Genomic DNA, 22,109 nt, shown 5'->3' with positions numbered 1-22,109 from the left:
GGCGGCCTTGGAGGAACCTCGTCGAAGTGCCTCTTGAGAGCGACGTTTTGCGCTGTTTTCAATAGTATTGGAACTCAGGAGTTCGATCAGCGGCCAAATTCTAGGAATTACATGTGTAGTTTTGTAATCCAATCGGCTCTCTTCCCCATGTGAATACAACATTGTTGAACCGTGAGCGCTGGAACCATTGCTCGTCGGTTCCATGATGGGTATTTTGCGGAGACCGACACTCTAATGAAACAGGATAGAGAATTCATGGATATGGCAATCGTCGCCGCAGTGGATCATTCCGATCGGTCCACCCGGGTTATTCGAGAAGCAGAAACGCTTGCCAAGGCGTTTGACGATACCGTCCACGTAGTGTATGCGCTGACGCGATCTGAGTTTCTCGACTTGGGGATTTCAGGCGCACAGTCCGAAGAGCCGCTGGATATGGATCAGATTCGTGCGGTCGCGGCCGAAACAGCTGCCGAGGCTGCAACCGACCTTGATGTTCCATACGAGGCGGTGGGACTCGTTGGCGATGCCGCTGAGGAGGTGACGAGATACGCAGAGGAACAGGACGCTCGATACATCATCGTCGGGCCTCGAAAACGATCCCGCACAGGTAAAGCGCTGTTTGGCAGCGTCGCACAGTCGATATTGCTTAACGCTTCGTGTCCAGTCGTTACTGACGTCGATCAAGAAACGACGTAACATCGGACGTCATCGAAATTCCCTCCTGAAGTTGCACACCTGTTAGTGCCAAGCTTCCAATTATATTACACATGACGTGCTCCTACTCACATTAGCCCCACTCGCCCCTGAGGGCGCCACCAAGGAATTTTATGAGCTACAGCTTTCGCTGAGAGTGAGCCTTAATACCGTCTGCAGTATATAGATTTGATATTGATATTTTTCTGTTTTCCGATTCGCAATACCCCGTGAATGAAGCTTAAGACCAGGTATGATATATTTAGAATTTATATATATAGAATTAGGATAGAGAGAGCGCATTTATGCATCGTGAGTAGGTATTACTGAAGCATACACTAATCACCGACATTTCATACTGACCCTAGCCACACGATGAACCGCCCCTACGAGAATCGGAACCAGAAGTATTGATATCAATAAGATAGATGGAATGTTGTTTCGGTATTTTATCATACTACCTTACTATTTTGATAGTTAGACGGTTGGTGCATAATACTATTTCCTCTTTTTATATACCGATAACAAATGAGGGATAGGTCGCAGAAATAACGTACCTCATTTCAGTCCATTTACTCAATTACTCCGATTCCACCGTCACTCTCTGAGTTCTCGATAGCGCTTCCGAATCGTGAGCGGCGTCACGTCAGCCACGTCAGCGAGTTCGGTCTGTGTAATGTGTTCACCGACTTCCTGGCCGGCCAGGTAGATACAGGCCGCCGCAACCCCGTTCGGATTTCGGCCGTTCGCCAGTCCGGCTTCCTCCGCGTACTCAACGAGGTCACGCGCCCGACGTTCGACATCGCCGAAGGCATTTACGGCGGAGACGAGACGGGGAATGAGGTCTCGAGGACGACGCACCCCCGTCTCCAGCCCTAGTTCTACGTTCAGCACCCGGTAGCCGAGTTTGACCTTGGACTCATCGCACTGCGCCACGTCGGCGATCTCACCGAGCGTTCGGGTGACGCCGTCGCACCGACACGCTCCGTAGAGGCTCCCTGCCGCAATCGTCTCGATCGCCCGCCCGCGGATGAGATTCTCCTCCATTGCCTCACGGTAGATCGCCGCCGCACGTTCGGCCACCGTCTTGGGTAGGTCAAGTGCGCTCGTCATCCGGTGAAGCTCAGAGCAGGCGTGTGCGAGATTCTGCTCGGCCTTCGATCTGAATCGGCCTCGGTTATGTTCGCGACGCAGCCGGCCCAGTTGGACCTGCTTCCGACCAGAAATCGGTGACCCCGTCCCGTCTCGCTGCTGCCCGATCTCGGTCGAGAGGCCGCGATCGTGTCTTACAGCGGTCAGTGGAGCACCTACCCGGCTCGGGTTGTCGTCGTCCCCCTCGAACGAGCGCCACTCCGGTCCGCGGTCGAGTCGCTGCTCGGTGATGACGAGTCCGCAATCGTCACACCGCCGCTCGCCTGCGTCCACGATGACGCGTCCGTCGCACTCCGGGCAGTCCGCCGAGAGCGTTCTGTCGGTCTGTTCGTCGAATCCCGTTTCGTAGACGTCTCTCAGTGACATCGTCAATCACGCGAGGCGATTTGGACTGCCCCGCACCCTTTAGGGGCCAACAAAACTCGCTGTGCTACGCGTCAGGAAGGGAACGACGGCCTGCGAGGACGCAATTCCAGCACGGGAAGTCGTTAGATAGATCGTCACATTCGCATGGATACTCCTCCCCTTCGTCAGTGTCGTCACGAGCGTCCTCATCAGAGTCGACGGGCTCATCACCGGTGTCTACAGGGTGTTCTGTGTCCTTCTCCGCAAGATACTGCTCCTCGGAGAGCGGCTGGTTGGATGACCCAGAGCCGTCCGCGGCAAGTTGAGTGTGGACCGCTGCCTCGAGAACAGGCGTTCTGATTGCAACTGCGACGCGGTGTTTGCAGGCGCCCTCGTAGTTCTCGTCAGCGGGGTACTCGCAGTGAGTGGGAACCCCATCCGTCACGGTGACCTCGTACTCGTGGTTCTCGGGATCCGGATGGCTGCCGTTCCGGACGAGGAGTGCGCCGTCGTGAAACTCGAACTCGAACGCCTCGTACTGGGCGCGTTTCAGGACGCGCGTCGATACATCTAGTCGAGCAAGTGGATGGGCTGCCATTGACGGTCAGCGAGGGCGACTAGGTCGCCCCGCACCCATTGGGGGCGAAAAACTTTGTACGCCCCATTACCTCTGAGAGCAGCTGTGACTGGCTGAAGGGTTATCATCCTCAACGGGAGCTACCGGAGAATCAAGATACACGATAACCATCATCGGGACAGCACCAACGACACTATTGCCGAAGAGAAATCGCTCCAGCTAGACTGTCACTCACGAGTCAGCCTTACTGAGTTCCGCACGAACGTCGTTCAGATGTCCATTTACCGTATCCGCAATTTCATCGAGGTCAGCCTCGATGCCGGTGGCACTCTTCCGGATGTTCGAACACTTCTTTTTCACGCTCTGGAACCGCTCGATGCTGTCACTGACCTCCTCGACCTTTGACTGGACTACTTCTGGGTCAACTTGGCTCCCGGTGTCCACCGCGGCCTGGGCAGCGCGCATCTTCGCCCAATTGTAGCCAATCCGGAAGAGTCGCGGGTCGATCTCGTCCTCTTCGTCCTGGCTGATGGACACGGCGAGATATTCTCGGTCGAACTCCTGCAGATACCCGACCTTGTTCGGCAGATACTCTTCACACTCGGACACGAATATGCCGTAGTCGGCCGACCGATTCTCGATAGCCGCATCCATCTCCTCTTGATGCTGGGGACGGAGTATTCCTTCTCGCTTTTCGCTTCAACGACGATTCGCTGACCCGTATCGCCGAGTGTGAGTACAAAGTCGCCAACGTCACGTCCGGTCAACTCCCCTTCGCTGTCACCGGTGTACTCGTATGAATGGGAGGTATGGTAGACGAGTTCGTCGAGGAGTCCCTCAACAGTATCCTCGAAGTCGTCGCCTTTCAGCGTCGTCCGCTGTCTGACCTCCGCTTGGGCCTCTTCCTTGGTCAATTTCTCCTCAATATCCTGAATCTCGTTTTTCAATGTCTGCTTCAATCGATACGTCGGTGTGCCTTCGGTATCTGGATCGAGGGCTTGCTGGATCCGCTCGCCGTCCTCCCCGAGCTCCTCATCGAGGCGTTCACTGAAGATACCGTCCTCGCCGAAGGCATCATCAATGTGTTCTCGAAGTGTGCCATCGTCGCCGAGATGGCCATCTAAGATGCGGGCTAGTTTGCCATCGTCCCCGAACTTCTCCTGAAGGTCATCCTGCACGTCATCGATCTCGCCCTCGATGACTTCCTGCATCGAGTGGAACTCGCGTTTAACGAATTCTAGGTCCTTGGACGTCTCCGCGAGTTGGAGCGTTGCCGCCCCCACCTTCAGCGCACGGATAACGGCGTCCTCTTTCTGGTCATCGTCGATATCGTCGAGGAACGAGACGAGTCCATCATCGTGGATGGATAATTCCTGAATCTGGACTTCGTTTTCTGTTGAATCGACTTCGACAGAGAGCGTGGTGGCCATGACACGGCCATCCACAGAACAATATGTAATAAGCCTAACTAGCAGAGAAATTGTCTAAACCACCCAGGTCGAAATCATCGAAAGAGCCAGCAGGTATTTGCTGTTGCAATTCCTGTTCATGTTTCAATTGAAATGGTGATTTTGGTCAATCCCTCGGAGTTCGTGACCTAGAATCGATGGTGGTGTATTTCGGGATTCCCGCCAAGTGAACGTTTGACACACTATAATCTTAGTTTAATTGATCGATTCTTTAAGAAGCACTACACCCAATCCAACGATACTAATTCCTATAAGAGATATTGAAACGAGTCGAACAATATCTCTCAGTGAACTTTTGCATTCTGCAACTACTTCGGGATCCTCCCCGAACTCTTCTTGGCATGAACTAATTTGCTGAGAATTCCAAGTTCCGATTCCTGCACCCATAACAACTAGGAAGAGGAGGAATGCTATCATCGCTTTCCGACGATCCGTTGGGACTGCCATTGTACCGTGAGTAATACGATGAACTAAAGTGCTTTGCGGCAATTATGAAGTGTGGAATCGTTACGCCAACGGGAGGTTGTCGAACGCCTGGGCCGGGGCGTGGTCGGGGACCGGCCCGAGGTAGTTTGCCGGAAGGTCTCGCGCCCCGTCGACGTCTGAGCCCAGGCGCCCCAGGACATCACCAGTTGCTCGGCGATCGGAACGCCAGAGAAGGCGAGGCTGTAGTAGCTGTCCGTCGCCCAGGTGCGACGGAGGTCGTGCATTCCGAGCGCGCCCGCCAAGTCCTCCTCAAGGGTATCATCCACCATGAACCTCACGCGCGTCCGCGGTCCAGTATTCTTACCGAGCGCTTCGAGACGTCGACGATTTTGTTCGTCGGCGCGCATCCGCGCAGCGCTCTTCAGGTAGCGCACGCGCTCGACGAGGTTGTTGGAGACCATGGGCTTCCCGTTTCCCGGTCTTCCCGGCTGGGACGGCGAGTACGTGTCCGTCGGCGCCGTTCGCGAGCTCGCGGAAGTGGCGCGGTTCGACCTGGAGGATTTCGTCGGTCCGGAGGCCATGGAGTCCGAGTTGGAGCGCGATCCGTCGACGGGGTTCGTCGTCGACGGCCTCCAGGAGGGCGCGCTGCTCGCTTCGGGCGAGCCAGATCCGCAACCCGTTCTTCTCTGGATAGGGTCTCGTTTGCATGGTTCCGGTTTACAGCGAACGCCGACCCTTTCCGGCATGATAGGTTTTCCTCACCGGCGCTATCGAGCCGATTAGGTGAAGAATTGAGCCGTCGACGGCACTCGTGAGCCGGTCGGTTGCCGAGAATACGTGATTCTCGGAAGTGACCCCTGTCCGGCTGACTGATGTAACGCCAAGTATAGAGCGAAGACCTATCATCGAAAGTAAGGTGGGTACTCTTGGCTGTGCATCTCAAACTGTTGTATATGTCCTTATCAGCAATCGAGGAGGGACCAGTATCGGCAACAGCACAGTGGTTGCAAGGTCTCTGGGAGTATTACCGAGAATACACTCACTCCGCTATCCATGCTGCTTCAGCGGCGGCACTCACCGCATTCGGACTGCTCATCTTCATTGACCCACTCTTTGTGGTGCTGGCGATTGCCACATACATTTGTCCTCCCGTCATCCTCTACAGTCTAGGCGCTGACGTTGGGAAGTCTTCTGACCCGTCAACGGCACCAACTGTCCGGGGTGATTCTGGAACAAACTCGGATATTGATTCGGACAGTGACTCGGATAGCGATGGCGGGGACAGCGATTCCGACAGTGATGATGGAGACACTGATTCAGATGGGCTTCATGCCGACGCCGATGCTGACGGTGCGGATGCTGACGCCGATGCTGATGGGTAACCGTCCTGTTCTTTCTCTTTCTTCCCCTGACCAAACGCTCTTCATCGAATGATACGCAGGTCTACGTAGCAGTTGATTCAGACTTAGCCGATTGAACAACTCCGGCATTGAGTGTGAGTGCTGGCGATTCAGGCCTCCAGGACGGGGCGATTGACCGAGCAGTCCCGATGGACAGCGACATACAGCCCCCCGCAGGCGGGAAACACGTTCACGTGAGCGTGATTTCGGACATTGGACAACGGATACTTCAGTCATTCTCCGGCTCGTTGTGACTGCAACTCATTCTGCTTCTTCCTCTTTCCGCGGGAAACTGATTCTTAGGCCGTGCTCAGAGTAACAGAGCTGGTACAAGTCTGTCATTGAGGTGAGTTGGTATAGAACGGAAATCACCAGTGAACACAGGAGGTACCCGTGCTGCTGAATATCCACCGGGAATTCCTCCAGCTCAACGTGGAGGTCTGTCGGATCAATTATCGACGTAATATCGTCAATGTATCGGGTGAACGCTGCCGGATAGTTCTGTAACTCCTCATACAGCGAGGCACCCGTACCATTGAATGCGTTCCCCATCTTCCCTCTTGCTTCGGAGAGATATTCCTTCGCTGATTGACGTTCACCAATCGCAGTGAACGTATCGTCAAGTTCTGAGCTCAACAGTTCGTCAAGGATTGTATCGAATTCAAGCTGATCAGCGAACCGCATTGTTCGGTGATACACGGCTATTACCATCGTCCGGGGGATACCCAGTGCCTCTAGTTTTTGGAACACCGGTTCAAGCCGAGTTTCGACAAGTTCCTGCTCTCCACACTTCTGATACGCATACGCGGAAGCCAAGCAAATCATTTGCACCCATGTCTCTAGACCGTCAGCTTCGTCAGAATGAGTTGCAATGTACTCTAATGTCTCATCAGCGAGAGTCGCCATCTGCTGATAGAGTTGCGTTGCTTGCTCATCATCAGGCGTATTTCTCGCAACGAGCAACCGAAACCCAATTCGATATCCATCAACCCCGATAATCTGCTTGAACTCAAACTCCGACGGGTACCGATCGGCAATCTCCTCGCGGACTTCGTCCAATAACTCGAAGAGCACCTCCTCTGTGTCCGTCTCCAGGATGCAGAAGTGAGGGAGGAACGTGAGACACAACTCCAACTTCTCTTCGAGATCGAGATTATGTGTGTCGAGTTCGGCTTTGATTGTACCCGCTGTCAGATTTCCCCCAACACTCCCTTTGAGATGGTGACTACACAACAGTCCTGGATACAACGCCCGCCCGAGCAAACTCTGGGACTCTCCCTTAAACAGTTCCTCTAGATAGTACTCCAGCATCGTTCGGTGAGACTCCTCTGCAGCCTCTGCGTGTGTATAGAGGTAGCCCTGAAGATCACTTCGGAGTTTATAGCGAGCAATGCCGTCTCGTCGGCCAACCTTCCGGATGGCGAGTTGATCGGCTAATCCGCGAAGTAGTTCTGCTGCCTCGGGACGGGAAAGTCCAGTGAGGTGAGCGCAGACCCGTTCATCCAACTCTAGCAACACAGAGGTGGTCCGCAGAAACTCCTGTTCCTTGATGCTCAAGGAGGCCACGTAGTCCTCAAGAATGGCCGTCGCTTCATCGGCAACGTTGCTGATGGCAACGTCATCATCGGAGCCATTGGCTTCGAGGAGAAGACCGAGGTAGAGAGGCATTCCCTCTACCCCGTCGTAGATCTCCTCAGCTCGGTCAAGATTCACCTTCGGCCACTGCGTAGTGACGACATCCGTAAACGTGTCCTCTGGTAATGGCCTTGCTTCGATGCTGTGGACTCCGTTCAGCCGATACTCACCGGACGTCACCATTGAGACAGAGTCAGAGAGATTCCTCTTGATTTCCTGGAGGGCGGCTGTAATCTCCGCAGGCGGCGCCGAAAGTGTATGGATGTCGTGAATGAAGACGACTGTCTCAGTAGAGACTCGATCTGAGACTCGGCGGAGCAAGTCGATCGGACGGTTGAATGGATTTTCAGTCCCGAGGCCACCTCCACCTACTGGCGTTGAGAGGCTTGCTGATTTGGCCTGAATTAGGAGCCTCGTCCGGCGCGGGAGCGTGTCGTAAAGTTCCAGGGCGAGTTGCTGGATGACGTAGTCGGTGTCATAGAGTTCGCTGACGTGGAAGCTGCGGATACTCCATTCTTCGAGTGTGGTTTTTGTGCGCTCAAGGAGGTCGTTGCTCATCGTCCCGACCTCACCGAACACGTGAGTCAGCGTGTTCCCGTCCCTAACGGAGCTAGCGATACGGTCAACTTCTGGGCGCTCGACATTCGCAAGCGCCAATGAGTCATGGTTAGAAAGTGAGTCCTGTTCCATTCGTGGCCCGACTGTTATGTTACTGAAAGTGGTTGAGACACTTAGGTATTAGCCTACTTAAGATAGATACTGACCAGTTTGTCTCTACGTCGTGAATAATTGGAGGAGGGCATAGCCCGTGATGAGAACGTACGGGAATGCGAGCACAAGCGGCACTTTCCGTTCCACCCAAGTATGGGTGATATAGGTTCGCGGATTCTTCCCCTCTTGGAGAACAGACCACTCTCTACGAAACGGCTTGAACTGGAGCTCTTCCTCCATCTCGCCAATGACCTCGTACTTCCCGGAATTGAGCTGCTTGTATGACACGATACTCAAATACCAGAGCGTGCAAAGAGCTAACCCGACAAGACCGGCAAGAAGCAGCCCTGTGGCTTCAATTATCTGCGTCTCAGCCAACACCGAGATGACCGCTAGGGTACCTGATAAGAGGAGGACGTAGAAGCGATTGTTCCGCATCCGGCGGTTGCTGACGTTGACCGTGGTTTCGACGTAAGTCGTGTAAAGCTCAAGAAGATCAGCGGAACCACCATTGGCCTCTTGCGGTTCTTCCTCGTCGGTCTCCACGTCGCGCTCGCAGGTCATGAAGCGTGCCTTTCGATCGCATCGATCAATTCCCACACATCGAACTTAACAACCTCCACAGCGTTCTCGCTCACCGCCTTTGGTAGCCGAGTGTTTCCACGGGGTTTGATGCCGATGATGGGCTTTCCCATCTCACTAGCAATCTCCACCTCCTCGGCGATCCACTCACTGCGAGCCACGTACATCCCTGCCAAGATTAGTACGACCGAGGTGGATCGAATCTGGTCTTGCAGTTTGCTCCGAAGGTGGTTCGGAAGTTGGGCATCGATCGGATCGTCAGATCTGACGCTGTGGTCGTACCACTCAAACCCTGCCTCCTGCTGAAGCTGTTGGGTCAGTTCCTGGTATTGGTCTTCGTACTGCCACGAGTGGCTGATGAAGATGCGGTGGGTCTTCTTTGGAGACTGGGGGCCGCTTATGGCCTTTCCAAGAAGGTACAGTCCACCGAGGAAGAGGCTGCCACCTATCGCTACGTCTCGGAGTGACGGATTGCCATTTCCGTTCCTTGAGCTTGCGGAGTTTTGACCCAGGAACGTTGGTTGCCCGACGGGACTGACTTCAACGGTGTAGGTGAGCAGATGTTCACGAATCGTGATAGTCTCTCCCCCTCGCGTCGCTTCATACACGTTGATGCCGTCAAGCCGAAGCCCGAGCGAGTTTGTGAAATCAGAGGGAATGTTTTCTACATCGTTCTTCCAGACGGTGATTGAGCTACCGTATCCTGCCTGGCGTGCTCGGTTGAATTGCTGCTCCCAGCTCACAGTCCGGGGGAAGCAATGGATTGACATAAATCCGTGTATGGTGGGGTGAAAGTGAATCCAGGTATGGAAAGTTGCAAAGAGGCTATACTGGTCGATTTAGTCCTCCATGTACGCCGGTAGGGAGTACAGCACGTCTTTATTGCCGTGCTCAATCCACTCGTAGAACTCAAAGTCGGTCACGCGTACGTTCATTGTTTGCCGTGAGCGCAGTGCGCCTCTCCATTAATTACATCCTGTCGAAATGGTTATATTCCGAAGGTCGTGGCTGCGCGCGCAGCGAAGCGAGCACGGAGCGGAGGGTGGGGCGGTGGGGCCTGGGCAGTTCCGGCACACAGTAAAAAAAAAGAAGTCCGCGCTCACCGGCTACTCGTCCCACCACCGCCCGCGCTCGGGGAAATGGATGGTCGACCACCCAGTCGCGGCCACTGAGACACGTCCTTGGTACCAGTTCCGTGCCGCCCCGTGGATCCGAACGCGTTCGCCCTCCCGAATCCAGGGCTGGTCCGATTTCCGCCAGATCGTCACCTTCGTTCGCCCTGACTCATCCTCGATGAGCCCCGCCTGCTGAATCGCCAGACTCGACGGATCCCACAACTGCGTCACCGTCCCCTCGATGCTCACCTCGCGTCGTTGCACCTCCTCGAGAACCGCGATCGGAATCATCCGGCCAGGCGCCCGCTGCAACGCCTCATACACTCCGAGGACCGCACTCATCACCGACGCCCCGTCCGCAACCCGCTCGGCCAGCTTCCGACTGATCGCCGCGCTCGTCCAGCCGTCCAACTTCCGCTCCAGGCGCGCCGCCTGCTCGTTCACCGTCGCCAGCTCCGCCTGGCTCAACTGCGCTCGTGGGTCCGCCTCCGCTGGGTGCGCCCACTTGTCGACACTCCCGCGTCGCTTCTGGAACGTCCGCCGCCGCTCACGACTGCCCTGGGCAACCGCCTGCCGCGTCCGCGCCTCCCGGCTCGACTCTTGCCGTGCATCGAACCGCCTGTTCGTCCGCTCGATCTCCCACTCCCGCGCTCGCAGCTTCTCTTCGGCCTCGAGGGTCAGCCCATGCACCCCTGCTTTCGGGTGGTTCGCGTCCACCTTCGCCTGGATCTCCTGCTCGACCGTCGGCCTGAACTGCGGCGTCTCGTCCACGACCTCAAAGCCATCCGCATCGACATCTGGCTCGCCGGCCTGCTCGAATCCCTGTTCGTCCACCGAAACTACTTGACCGAGTGCGTTCTCACTAGACATTGGAGTTCACCAACTCTGAAGGCGTTTCACGACGCCACACAACCGCGATCCTGAATCGCGGTTTTCTACGGACTCACACCTCGACAGCTTCGTCTGCACGCGCCGCTCGCGCCTTCGCGAGCGCCCCCTGGGGCGCGAGCGGCGCGTGCCGATGGCGACCGACCAGCCAGCACCGCGCGGCGTCTCACCGAGCGAAGCGAGGTGAGGCACGGGGCGCGAACGAAGTGAGCGACCCGGAGAGCCGCCCGGCGCGAGCGGCCAGCACACAAGCCGGTTTCGCGTCCGTCGAGCGAGCGACGCAAGGAGCGAGCGAGACGCAACCGAACGCGCGCTTGGTGCTGGCGCCGGGGGCACATGCCCGGACCGGGCGCTCGCAGTGCGGAGAGCGCCCGCATGCCCGGAATGGTCGGTCGCGAGCGACGCGGCGGGCGGCAGCGGCGAGCGGTGCGGGCCGTTCGAGAACGACTCGTCTTCTGAATAAACGACGAGAGCCGATACCGCCGTGTCAACTAGTTGGGAGTCGCGCCAGGCCACCGGTGTCGCGGTAGGAAACGTACAACGCACCATCGGCCGTTGCCACGCCGATCCGGTAGGAATCTGGATCGTATTGCCACCGACGCGACCCGCTGGCAGGATCGTAGGCGGCGAGTTCGTGGTCGCTGGCCACAACGAGGACTTCATCGATACGCCCCAACGCCTCGACTGTCCCGCCGATCGCGATGTCGGTCGTCGTCTGCCATCGCCGGGTGCCATCGAGGGCGAAGGCGTCCAGCCGGACCAGGATACCACCGTCAGGGTCATCGACTGAGCTGGCAACGAACACACCCTCTGGAGTCGCCGTCACTGTCTCGAGTTCGTACCCGACGCTCCGACGCCACTGAATGGATCCATCATTGCGGTTGATGGCGACGAACTCGTCCGGGCGATCGTCACGGCCAGCCCGCACGTAGACATGCTCGCCAAGCCAGAGTGGCGGACCAGAGTGGCTGGTCACCTTGCCGGCCACTGCGGCCTCCCACAGGACGTGCCCATCGCGGGCCCGGCGCATCCGTACGGTGGAATTGCGAAGCGTCACGATCCGGTCACCGGTTGCCACGACGTGGGGATAGACGTCGCGAGCTGGCGACTCCCACAGCATCTCACCAGTCGTCGGAGCAAGCGTAACCAGCTCCCTGTCCCCGTCCGAGTTCGTAACGGGAACGATACAGGCCGACTCACTGAGCGTGGGGTACGGATACCTTCGGCTTGACCGCTGGAAGCGGTGTGTGCCGTCGCGCGCATCGTAGCCGGTGACCGAACCGCCGACTGGATCGGTTCCGACCAGCAGCGAGCCCTGCCGACCGAGCCATCTGTTCCGGGACTGCCCCTCCACGTGCCATAGCTCGGTACCCGATAACCCGACCGTGTAGAGGTCTCCATCGGTGCTGTGGACGTGGACCGGTCCGCCCGATGCCGGGACAGCTGGTTGTACCTCGATTGGACCACCGGTTTCGACAGTAAAGACTCGCTCCCCGTCCGCCGTGAACGCATGCAGTCGCTTATCCTGCCCACCGACGACGACGTGCTTGTCAGTCGCGGCTGGTGGGCCTGCGGCCACGGCGGCCGAGAAGTCACGCTTCCAGAGCGGTTGCACACTGGCTGTCACCGACTGCAGGCTGCACCCGGCCAGCGCGAGCGTCCCCGCCGATGCAAGCGACGCGAGCGCCTGGCGGCGCGACCAGTTCCGGCTGTCCTGTCGCTCGCTCGCGTACCGTGGCGAATCGTGCGCATCGCCAGCCGAGTCGGGTTCACGCATCGGTGATCGCCTCCGGAGCGATCCGTGTCAGGCCGAACGTGTGTCCCAGATAGACGGTCTCGCCGGCCGCCTGTGCCCATTCGACACTGCCGCCGTCCTCGAAGGGTCTGCCATCGAGCGGGACTGCCCGGACACGCGTGCCGTCCTGTTCGTGGATGTAGAGCTCGGTTGGGCTGAACGGGATACTGCCGCTTGGGCCACGGATGCGGTGGGTTCCGCCGACCAGCGTCACCAGGCGGTCGCCGACCTGCATCGGCCCGTGGGTCACGGCGTTCCCGAGGTCATCGCGCCATACCTGCTGACCCGAGGCTACGTCGAATGCTCGGAGGGTGTAGTCAGCACCGCCGACGTACACTCGCTCTTCGGTCACTAACGGTCGTGCGAACACAGTGTTGGCCAGCGAGCCGCGCCAAGCGACGCTTCCGGTCGCGGTGTCTAGCGCCAGCAATTCCTCTGTGGCGGCGCCGAGATATGCGGTCCCATCAGCGGCTCCAACCGCTGACAGCGGAGCGCCGATTTCCCGAGTCCATTCCACCGCCTCGGTCCGGTCGAGGAAGAGCACACGGCCGTCGACCAGGGGTGCAACAACACCACCGGACGTCGCGCCGGGAGCACCCGACAGCGACGCGGGCAAGGGGTGGGTAAAAAGCGTCTCACCGTCTGCACGGGCGACTCCGACCAACCGGTCTGGCACGTCATCCTCGGTGCCGGAGATCGGGACCACGATGCGGTCATCGAGGGGAATCGGGGCAAACTCGACGACCCCGGGATCGGCATCGTCGATCGGCGCGAGTGGGCGCTGCCAGACGGTGTCACCCATAGCCGCATCGACGGCAACCATCGTTTCGGCCTTCGAGATGGCGTAGGCCCGCCCGTTACCGACGCCGATAGGTGATTTTTCGCCTTTCGCGACTGTCACCGTCCAGGTGGTCTCACCGGTCCGGATATCCAGGCCGGCGACGATCGGTCGATCCCGGAAGGGACTGTGCGAGCCGGCAATGAGATGACCGGCGCCGGTCGTGGCGACGGACGAGGGGTCGCGAATTCCCGTATACCACGACCGCTGGATCGGGGGCGATCCCTCACCACGGAGACCGGCACAGCCGGCGGTGCCGCCGACGGCGCCGGCTAAGACGCCGAGGGCACCACGGCGTGTCATGGAGGGCATGTACCGAACGTTACAATAGCCATTATATCAGTCTTGTTTTCAGTGGACAAGTGGTCTGAGCCGGGCGAAACGATGGATACCGCTGCTTGTCCTCACCCGCTGCTTTCGCGAGTCCTCTGTCGGACGGGGCCGAGAGCACCCACACGCCCGGAATGGTCGCGAGCGACGCGGAGGGCGGCAGCGGCGAGCGGGGCGGGCAGTCACTGAACAGCGAGGATTCCGAAGGGAGGTCACGCGAGACACAACGTGTTCAAAATCAGCGTAGATGGACCAGACGACGTGGCTTCAGGAAAGGCTCCAACTCCGCTATGATCGCCTGATGAGCAGTGTGATGGAAACGAGGACTGCAACAAACGCGGTACCTACTCCAAATCCATCACCAGACGCAACAGAGGGGGGATCGCTCTGAGCCTGAACGCTCGTGTTCGTCATCGCATCCGACCTAGTCCGCCGCCAGGTCGCTTCGTTTCCATCGACCTCATCCGCGTTCGAACTCGTGATTTCGGCCGGCATGATGAGTGTATACTGCACGACCAACCCTGACATGTACCCGCCTCAGTTTCTGACGCGGGTTCCGCTGACTCATTAACGAAAATTCGATCCTCGAATTCGAGCTGCCCATCCCGTTCCTCAAGGGAGATCGTCGAAAGGTTCGCTACTGGCACATCCTGGACGCGAATACTGATATGTGCGTCATCACCTGAGATCTCTTCAGAGTATTCGACTCGCTCAGCATCAGGGCCAGACCCACTCCGTCGACGAGACTGATTCACTCCTCGTACAGCTAGCTCTTCACCCGGTCCACACCCTCACCGATCGAATGTTCACCCAGGGCGATTGTCCATGAGCCCGGGTTCGATGCTGCGATGAGCCGCTATCCAGAGACAGCAGTCGGATCGAGGCGCTCAAACACGCCATCGAAATCATCGTCGAAGCTCGCGATTTGGTCGATGGACGCCTGCTCACAGTGTGATACCGAAACCGCATCGGTGAAACTCAACGAGTGATCCGCATAGGTCTCGAAAACCTCGAGTGCGGACTCGAAGACCGGCTGGTCGATGAACTCCAGACTGACGACGTCGGGAAAGGGATCCACCCCGCGGATGCGATCTGCGATCGTGCGGGCTGCGTCGAAGTCCCTAGTCCGCCGCTGAGTAAGCGTTACGACCTCGTCGAAGACGTAATCGTTCGTGAAAGGCTGGCCGAACTCCCCATCCAGCATCGCCTCGAAGAAGGCATGGGCCTCGTCGTGACGTGAGGCATCCTTGTCGTGATGCGCGTAGAACACCCCCGTGTCGATGAAGACGCTCATCCGTAGAGCAGTTCGTCGATATCCTCCTCGTCGGTCTGTCGTCCGGAGGCAACCGTCCCCTCGTGAAACGCCTCCTGAGCATCCGCATCGAGTGGGACACGCGTCTCGTGGAACGAGTCAATGAACTCTTCCTTTGATGCGTACGCCTCGTCGACGAGCCGCTCGAGGACGGCCTGTTGGGTGACGCGCCTCCCCGTTTCGAGCCGGATTTCTGCCTGCAGTCGCTCGAGGCGCGATTTCGTCGCCTCGTCGAGTTTGACTGACGTCGCCATACGTATAGTCGAGTCTTCTACTGGATAACGGTTTCTACCAGCTATGACGGATGGTGGTCATTCATCCCTGACACGCACAATCCAAACGCCCTTGCAGTGCTCTCACATCGGCCATTCAGTCGAGATCAGCTGGAACAGCCCATTCAGAGGTGATTCGCATCCGACGTGAACGGATCCGTCTCCCAGACGACATCACCTCGCATGTAGCTCATTCACTCTCCTCCTCGTCGACAGCGTGCTCCAGCCATTCGTCCATGTCTTCCTCACCGAAGCGGTCGTTCGCCGCCCGAGTGCTCTCCAGCAGACTGGTGTAGGCTGCTACGTCTTCGTCGTCGCCGAGTGCCCAGTACGTGCCCTTATGTCTGACTAGCTCACGGTCCTCGAGGCGGGAGAGGACGACACTGATGCTTCCAGTTTTCACGCCCGTCGCGTCCCGGATCTCGCTCTGTGTGAACGCCTTGTCCGGATGGGCAGCCAGGAAGCGCATGACGCGCTCCGCGTTTGTCTCACCTCCCCCCTGGAGCCGGTCCTCCGAACTCGATTCGAACTGCTCGATATCGATCGGCATGTGTATCACTTGTCTCAGAGTGTATTAGATGTATTGCTGTATTTCACCTCCTGGTCTCCCCCATGCTTCACGGCCCGGCAAACCCGTCAGGTAGTGACACCGGCATCGCCTCCAGCTGTACGTCACTCACTGAATCCATCCCGACCTGGACCCATGGGTCGTCCGCTCGATCCCGCCGAAGTTCGATGCGGTTCCAGCCGCCACTCGCTGGAGACGGCTGAAACACGAGCCGACGCTGCCCACCGCCATCCAGCGTGAACGTAATGGTGAACCGATGGGCGGTCATCGCTCACCACCGGACACCAACAGCTGCGGTTCGCGGATTGGAATCCGCATGAGGACGCACCCGCATCGCTCACAGCACCGCAGAAGATTGCCCTCGATCATGGCCACCGACCGATCTGAATACCGGTGCGGACAGCGGGGCCGGAATCCAACCAGAGGATCACCGCGTCCCTGAGCACTGAACTGATTCGCTCCCGACGCGTCCGGGAGGAACTCGGCAAGTCGTCGTGGAACTGACGCTGCATCGCGCATTCGAAGCACCTCACCCCTGAGGGTGCCGATAAACTCCCACGGCGCACACCGGACGAAAGCTGCCGCGACCACCCGACCAACCTGAATCGGGTGGGACTGAAAGGGGCCGTTGCGCTCGCCAGTCGAGACGACGCAAGCACCGCAGGCGAGCAACGCGAGGCGAGGAGCACAGCGAGTCGCAGGCGGCGAGCGCAACGGGGGCTTTCGAGGAATTCTCCACAGCAATCGACGACGAACCACTGCAGTAAATTCCACAATCTAGCGCATTTATGAGAGATTCATAGTTCAGAACCAAACAGCGGAGTCGACACATGCAATCGCCTGCCGACCCTAACACAGACACCCCGCCCACCCGCCAGTACATCGAACTCACGCCCACCGACACACCGCTCGATCCGACGACCGTCGAATCACAGTTCAGACGTCTCCACACCCTCTCCACGAGCGAACCCAACGAGTCCTGGTACGGCCAGCTCTTCAACCAACACACACCCCCGACGATCGAGTGGCTCCTCGTCACCGACGGCGACCCTGACACCCCGCTGCACTACTACGTCGGCGTCGACGATGACACTGCCATCGACGCCCTCGAACAGTGCTGTCGCGCGCTCGTCCCGAACGAGTACGAACTCCAGCGTACCGAGTGGCACCCGAGCGACATCCTCCCAACGCCAGACCTTGACCAAGAACAGCCTGCCGACACCCCACCACTCGAATGCCACGCTGTCGAGTTCATCGGCCGGACAGACCGCCGCGACGACTGGCAAACCGCACTCACCCCGTTCGAGACGTTCACTGTCTCGGAGGACACTCGCCTCCCCCTCGCAGCCATCGTCGAGTCGCTCGCGACCGCCACGACGCCAATCGTGTATCAGGCGCTCCTACAGCCATATCCGGACTGGACCGGCCAGGCCGAGGATCGTCGCTACAAACTCAAAGAGGGACTCGACACGCCCGGCGCGCGCTTCGTCGACATCCTTCTCCCGAACACCGACTACGACTATGAGAACGATCCTGCAGCACGCAGCCGGCTCGACGAACTCGATGACAAAGACGCCCGCCGCTCGTTCGTCGTGAACGCCCGCGTCGTCGCTGCCACACACCCCGACGAACCATCACCAGCAGCCCTTGCAGGGCTCACCTCGGCGTTCGAGACGGCAAGTCACACCTGCTACAGTATCGATGCCCACACCCATACGGACAATGACGCCCGGACGGTCCTCGAGGATCTCATCAGCCGAACGGTTCACCCACCTCAGTACGACACCCTCATCGCGAAACTCCCCTGGACGGCCAACACCAGCAGAGCAATCATCGCCGACGCCACAGAAGCGCCGGTGTTCTGCCTGCTCGACGGTAGCGCCCTCACGGCCAGCGGGACGAGAGCCCTCGCACCAACACCAGGGGAACGGACCGCCCTCCCGCGACCACCACACGACCTCCTCGCCAACTATCGATCCAAGGGCCTCCCGCTCGGTCGCCCACTCGCGCAGGACGGCACGCCCGACAATGTGCCGCTCACACTTCCACCACAGCTCCAACCGCTCCACGTCGGCTGGTTCGGCAAAACCGGCTCCGGCAAGTCCACCAGCCTCATCAACGCCATCCTCGCCAACCACCGAGCAACAGATGGCGCAGATATCCTCATCGACCCGAAGGGCGACGGCATGGCGACCGACTACCTCCGCGCTCACTACGCCGAGTACGGCACCCTCGAGAACGTGCTGTACTTCGACTGTGCCAATACGCTTCCCGCGTTCGGCTTCTTCGACATCCGCGACGAACTCGATGCCGGCATCCCCCGGACAACAGCGATCGAGGACGCGACCGACCATTACATCGAGATCCTCACCCAGATCATGGGTCGAGAGCGCTTCGAGCAGGCGGTCCGCTCCCCGGACGTCATCCGGTACATGGTCAAAGCCCTGTTTGACCCAGTGAACGGCCAGGATGCCTTCTCCCACCGCGAACTCCACGGCGCCGTCCGCCGCATGCACGAACGCCAGTCCGTTCCCCCCGTCTCGGATGCCGACCTCGAACGTATGCTCGGCGGCGTCGTCGCGAATCGCGCCCAGACGTTCGACGAGATCATGCAGGGTGTCGCCAACCGGATGGAGAAGATCCCCGTCGACCAGCGCCTCGCCCGTATCTTCAATCACGTGCCCGAAGCCGACGACCCGCACTTCGACCTCGCAGACCACCTCAACCGGAATCAAGTCATCATCATCGACACAGGCGAACTCCGCAGCGACGCCCAGCGCGTCTTCACGCTCGTCGTCCTCTCGAACCTCTGGACGGCACTCCGCCGGCGCACCCGACGAGGGGATGACGATGCCCTGGTGAACGTCTACGTCGAGGAAGCCGCGAGTGTCGCGGTGTCGGACCTTCTGAAGGAGCTACTGGCCCAGTCACGCGGGTTCAACTGCGCGATGACGCTCGCCATGCAGTTTCCCGCCCAGCTCCGTGAGGCGGATCCTGCGGCCTACGACGAAGTGCTGAATAACATCTCCACGTTCGTGACGGGCAACGTCCCCATCGACCGTCAACTCGCCCAGCGCCTCGCCACTGATGTAATGGATCCACAGGCGGTGGGCAACCGCCTCCGCGCACTCCGCCGCGGCCAGTGGCTCGTCACCCTGCCTGCCACGTTCGGGGAGGACGAGCCCCGTCCGTTCACTGTTGAGTCGCTTCCGCCACCACCGGGCGATGTCGAGGGGCCCCAACCACTCAGTCCAGCGGAAGCGGAGGGGTTTGCGGACGCGATCGAGCGCGTTCGCGAACGGACGCTGACGGAGTCGGGGCTGACGCTCGGCGAACCCAATCCGGCCGAACAGGACACCGACGCGGACGTCGAAGCAGACGAACCCCGACTTCGCACCGACTCGGCACTCCCGCATACGAATCGCCTTCCGCCGACGGTGGAATACGAGGGGGAGACACACGCGCTCCGCTGTACCGAGTGTGACAACCGCTACGACCCCTCGATCGAAGGGATGAAACGCGCGATCTCGTGCTGTTCGTCACTGGACGATGTCGACCGGGACGACGTTCCGATCTGTGAGCTCAATCTCAAACTCGCACCGGACGAGCGGGCCGCCACGGAGTGGTCTGATCGCCAGCTCATGTTCCTCCAGGCGGTGTACAACGGCCAGCAACTGCGGTACAACTCGCTTGAATATGATCTCCTCCACGACTCGATGATCCGCCTCCAGGAGTACGTGGGCATCGACTCGGATGCCGTTCAGGACCTGCTCGAGGCGGACCTCCTCCGCCACGACACTGACCACCCGCATCGGCTCTACACGGTGACGCCTGACGGCCGCACAGTGATCGGCGAGAGCTATCGCCAGGGTGTAGATTACGGCCATGGCGCGGGCGACCTCGAGGAGTCGAGCCAGCACGTCTTCGCCGTCGAGATCGGACGCCAGTATCTCGAAGGAGCGTTCGTCGACGATCCTGATTCTCCCATTGTGGAGGTCGTCCCATACTACGACCTCGACGAGAACCGCCGACTCGATATCGCGGGCGTCGATCGGGAGGGGACCATCGTCGCCGCCGTCGAAGCCGAACGCGTCAATCACGATATCAACCGTGCAGTCCCAGAGGACTTCGACAAGATTGCAGACTGTGATGTCGATGAGGCAATCTGGGTGGTCATGACTCAGTCCGAGGGGCACGATGTCCTCCAAGCGTTGAACGACCCGCCCGAGGGCGACCCCCGAGTCGAGAAAACGTATGCCAAGTCGACGCCACCCCAGCAGTTCCGGATCGACACGCCAGGACTGACGGCGATCTATCCAGCCGAGTGGTTGCGCGACCGACTCGATGACGGAACTGTGCCATAACGCGAGTCGCCATCGAACCGCTGTGCAAGTCCATCTCATAATCGGTGCGGCGGGCGGAGCAGCGAGGAGACAGCGGCTCATGGAGCCTGCATCGGTTTCGAGGGAGTCATAATCGGGTCTCTCCTCCGCAAGAACGCCCACTTCGAGGTTGGCGCTTCGACTAGGGGGAGTTCCAGGGATGGTGGGCAGTTGCAGCTGCGAGGGCAGGACGTGACGTCAGGTGGTCTTGCTTCCGTCTGGTGGTATTCCGCTCCACCAAGATTCTGTTCGGTGTGAGTATACTCGGTCCGGAATCGCAAGACGGGAACCGATTATGGAGAATTGGGGGCAGTATGGTTCTCGGAGAGACGATCGAGGAGTATCCGTAAACGGCGTCCAGACAGTTCTGCAGTGCAGTATTCGGGTGATTGGGCTATTCATCGTGCGGTCGGAGTTTCTTCCTAGTTCCGTGTTCCATATGGCGTGTGAGGGCTTCTTGCGGAGAATACCCCCGATTATGAACCGCTCTCCAGCCGTTGAAGATCCCCGAGAAGACTCATAACCGGTTCTCGTGTGGTGGTTTTGATTATGCATCATGGTTACGACGTGCCATTCGTCACGCATTGGCCCTGAGGTTTATACGCGATATCGGGGCCATACGTCGCGTGAGACTGGATAATCGTAAGACAGGGCGGACTTGAGGAGGTAGCACTCCCGAATCAGGACTTGAATCAGAATAATTCCAGACTTGGCACTCACGACTTACTCAGCGACCGGGAGAAGGCGATGGTGATTCCTCACAACCGCGAAGGAAACAAGTCGCGACGTACACGACTCCTTCCACTCGATAAGGAAACCCAACGGGCCCTCACCGACTACCTCTTGATTCGCCCTGACACCGGCGCGTCGACGCTCTTCCCCTCGAAGACTCGGAACGAGCAACTCCGGAAGAAGGTGATCAATCAGATCTGGAAGGGGGCTTTTCATCCGGAGTACGCAGAGAGCGAGCAGCACCGAGCAGTCACGAGTCACTATGGCCGACACAGATTCACCACCTACTGGCGAGTCGAAGTCGATCTCAACCGAGAACTCGTGAAGTATATGCGGGGGGACACACCCGAAAGTGCCGACATCGAGGAACGGGGGGCAATCGACGCATACATTCACAGTTACTACGAGGACATCGAGTCCATCTACCGGAGTCAAATCTACTCGCTCGACTGCTAGGTAGTGTCGTTCTTCGCCGTTGGAATCAGTCGAGAGCTTTGGCCGAAACGGTGTAAGAAGACCAACCGACAGTTCGGCGACCGCGCCGTCGACGACGGCGTGGTGACGCAGACCAGGGTCGACGAAGTTCACGTGTTCGCCGTCGCCTTTGACGTTAACACGATCTCCCTAAACCGAGGATGAACATTCAATCTCAATATCACCAATAGATTGCGAATAGATACTACATTACAGTCAGTTTTTCACTATACTTAGTTATATCATCTGTTCGTCTCGGGATCGGAAGCTACCGGAGATCGTTAGCAGACCCTGTCGACAACGAAGGACGATCGGACTTTCGGTATGTTCCGACCCTTCAGAGCTCGACTCGCAGTTTGGTGGGAGTTTCGAGCCGTGCTCCCCTGTGGATTGAGCGACGCTGGATTCGAGCT

The 22,109-nt window shown here is 58.7% G+C and carries 21 protein-coding genes; 5 read left to right on the top strand and 16 right to left on the bottom strand.

The features are described from left to right. The first annotated feature begins 261 nt into the window (after positions 1–261). The gene (locus HUG10_RS15870) at positions 262–696 is read left to right on the top strand and encodes a universal stress protein (protein WP_179170500.1); all 435 of its coding nucleotides are present in this window, start codon (positions 262–264) and stop codon (positions 694–696) included. Positions 697–1,290: 594 nt separating this feature from the next. Here HUG10_RS15870 and HUG10_RS15865 read toward each other — a convergent pair. The 6 genes from HUG10_RS15865 to HUG10_RS21850 all read right to left on the bottom strand — a co-directional run bounded on the left by HUG10_RS15865 (position 1,291) and on the right by HUG10_RS21850 (position 5,123). Continuing rightward, positions 1,291–2,211, bottom strand: a complete 921-nt coding sequence (locus tag HUG10_RS15865) for a transcription initiation factor IIB (protein ID WP_179171113.1) — start codon at positions 2,209–2,211, stop codon at positions 1,291–1,293. A gap of 64 nt (positions 2,212–2,275) precedes the next feature. After that, positions 2,276–2,788, bottom strand: coding sequence for an SWIM zinc finger family protein (locus tag HUG10_RS15860; protein ID WP_179170499.1), 513 nt, complete (start codon positions 2,786–2,788; stop codon positions 2,276–2,278). 210 nt (positions 2,789–2,998) lie between these two features. Then, positions 2,999–3,232, bottom strand: a complete 234-nt coding sequence (locus HUG10_RS21700) for a hypothetical protein (RefSeq protein WP_218780611.1) — start codon at positions 3,230–3,232, stop codon at positions 2,999–3,001. Next, the gene (locus tag HUG10_RS15855; RefSeq protein ID WP_218780610.1) at positions 3,178–4,197 is read right to left on the bottom strand and encodes a hypothetical protein; all 1,020 of its coding nucleotides are present in this window, start codon (positions 4,195–4,197) and stop codon (positions 3,178–3,180) included. The genes HUG10_RS21700 and HUG10_RS15855 overlap by 55 nt, the downstream gene beginning before the upstream one ends. A gap of 234 nt (positions 4,198–4,431) precedes the next feature. Further along, positions 4,432–4,683 (bottom strand): hypothetical protein, encoded by a 252-nt coding sequence (locus HUG10_RS15850; RefSeq protein ID WP_179170498.1) that lies wholly within the window; start codon positions 4,681–4,683, stop codon positions 4,432–4,434. A 23-nt stretch (positions 4,684–4,706) separates the two neighbouring features. Next, positions 4,707–5,123, bottom strand: a complete 417-nt coding sequence (locus HUG10_RS21850; RefSeq protein WP_246310165.1) for a hypothetical protein — start codon at positions 5,121–5,123, stop codon at positions 4,707–4,709. On the opposite strand from HUG10_RS21850, the gene HUG10_RS21845 reads away from it, so the two are divergent. After that, positions 5,122–5,445, top strand: a complete 324-nt coding sequence (locus HUG10_RS21845) for a hypothetical protein (RefSeq protein WP_246310164.1) — start codon at positions 5,122–5,124, stop codon at positions 5,443–5,445. The genes HUG10_RS21850 and HUG10_RS21845 overlap by 2 nt on opposite strands. A 149-nt stretch (positions 5,446–5,594) precedes the next feature. Continuing rightward, positions 5,595–6,044 carry a hypothetical protein gene (locus HUG10_RS15840; protein WP_218780609.1) on the top strand — a complete coding sequence of 150 codons (450 nt, stop codon included), beginning with the start codon at positions 5,595–5,597 and terminating at the stop codon, positions 6,042–6,044. 279 nt (positions 6,045–6,323) lie between these two features. Here the strand turns inward: HUG10_RS15840 and HUG10_RS15835 are convergent, their stop codons facing one another. The 9 genes from HUG10_RS15835 to HUG10_RS15795 form a co-directional block, all read right to left on the bottom strand. Beyond that, a complete protein-coding gene (locus HUG10_RS15835) occupies positions 6,324–8,387 on the bottom strand; it encodes a hypothetical protein (protein ID WP_179170497.1) in 2,064 nt (687 codons plus the stop codon). Between the two features lie 84 nt (positions 8,388–8,471). Continuing rightward, on the bottom strand, positions 8,472–8,972 hold the full coding sequence (locus HUG10_RS15830) for a RipA family octameric membrane protein (RefSeq protein ID WP_179170496.1): 501 nt from the start codon (positions 8,970–8,972) through the stop codon (positions 8,472–8,474). Next, the gene (locus tag HUG10_RS15825) at positions 8,969–9,733 is read right to left on the bottom strand and encodes a TIR domain-containing protein (RefSeq protein ID WP_179170495.1); all 765 of its coding nucleotides are present in this window, start codon (positions 9,731–9,733) and stop codon (positions 8,969–8,971) included. Before HUG10_RS15825 ends, HUG10_RS15830 begins: the two co-directional genes overlap by 4 nt. Before the next feature lie 363 nt (positions 9,734–10,096). Continuing rightward, positions 10,097–10,975 (bottom strand): DNA-binding protein, encoded by an 879-nt coding sequence (locus tag HUG10_RS15820; protein ID WP_179170494.1) that lies wholly within the window; start codon positions 10,973–10,975, stop codon positions 10,097–10,099. A 505-nt stretch (positions 10,976–11,480) separates the two neighbouring features. Then, positions 11,481–12,770 carry an outer membrane protein assembly factor BamB family protein gene (locus HUG10_RS15815; protein ID WP_179170493.1) on the bottom strand — a complete coding sequence of 430 codons (1,290 nt, stop codon included), beginning with the start codon at positions 12,768–12,770 and terminating at the stop codon, positions 11,481–11,483. Further along, positions 12,763–13,938 carry an outer membrane protein assembly factor BamB family protein gene (locus tag HUG10_RS15810; protein ID WP_246310163.1) on the bottom strand — a complete coding sequence of 392 codons (1,176 nt, stop codon included), beginning with the start codon at positions 13,936–13,938 and terminating at the stop codon, positions 12,763–12,765. The genes HUG10_RS15815 and HUG10_RS15810 overlap by 8 nt, the downstream gene beginning before the upstream one ends. Positions 13,939–14,812: 874 nt before the next feature. Further along, the gene (locus HUG10_RS15805; protein WP_179170492.1) at positions 14,813–15,250 is read right to left on the bottom strand and encodes a type II toxin-antitoxin system VapC family toxin; all 438 of its coding nucleotides are present in this window, start codon (positions 15,248–15,250) and stop codon (positions 14,813–14,815) included. Continuing rightward, entirely contained in the window at positions 15,247–15,522 is a 276-nt protein-coding gene (locus HUG10_RS15800; RefSeq protein ID WP_179170491.1) for a hypothetical protein, read from the bottom strand. The genes HUG10_RS15805 and HUG10_RS15800 overlap by 4 nt, the downstream gene beginning before the upstream one ends. 208 nt (positions 15,523–15,730) lie before the next feature. Then, the gene (locus tag HUG10_RS15795) at positions 15,731–16,090 is read right to left on the bottom strand and encodes a MarR family transcriptional regulator (protein ID WP_179170490.1); all 360 of its coding nucleotides are present in this window, start codon (positions 16,088–16,090) and stop codon (positions 15,731–15,733) included. Positions 16,091–16,938: 848 nt separating this feature from the next. Here HUG10_RS15795 and HUG10_RS15790 point away from each other — a divergent pair. Next, positions 16,939–20,472 (top strand): ATP-binding protein, encoded by a 3,534-nt coding sequence (locus tag HUG10_RS15790; RefSeq protein WP_179170489.1) that lies wholly within the window; start codon positions 16,939–16,941, stop codon positions 20,470–20,472. A gap of 741 nt (positions 20,473–21,213) precedes the next feature. Here the strand turns inward: HUG10_RS15790 and HUG10_RS15785 are convergent. Next, positions 21,214–21,810 carry a hypothetical protein gene (locus HUG10_RS15785; RefSeq protein WP_179170488.1) on the bottom strand — a complete coding sequence of 199 codons (597 nt, stop codon included), beginning with the start codon at positions 21,808–21,810 and terminating at the stop codon, positions 21,214–21,216. On the opposite strand from HUG10_RS15785, the gene HUG10_RS22285 reads away from it, so the two are divergent. Then, the gene (locus HUG10_RS22285) at positions 21,778–21,861 is read left to right on the top strand and encodes a hypothetical protein (RefSeq protein ID WP_449272361.1); all 84 of its coding nucleotides are present in this window, start codon (positions 21,778–21,780) and stop codon (positions 21,859–21,861) included. The two genes, HUG10_RS15785 and HUG10_RS22285, sit on opposite strands and share 33 nt — an antisense overlap. The last annotated feature ends 248 nt before the right edge of the window (positions 21,862–22,109 follow it).

The organism is Halorarum halophilum (assembly GCF_013401515.1).
Taxonomy (GTDB): Archaea; Halobacteriota; Halobacteria; order Halobacteriales; family Haloferacaceae; genus Halorarum; species Halorarum halophilum.
Note: the sequence above shows the minus strand (reverse complement) of the source record. Positions and strands in the feature narration are given on the sequence as shown.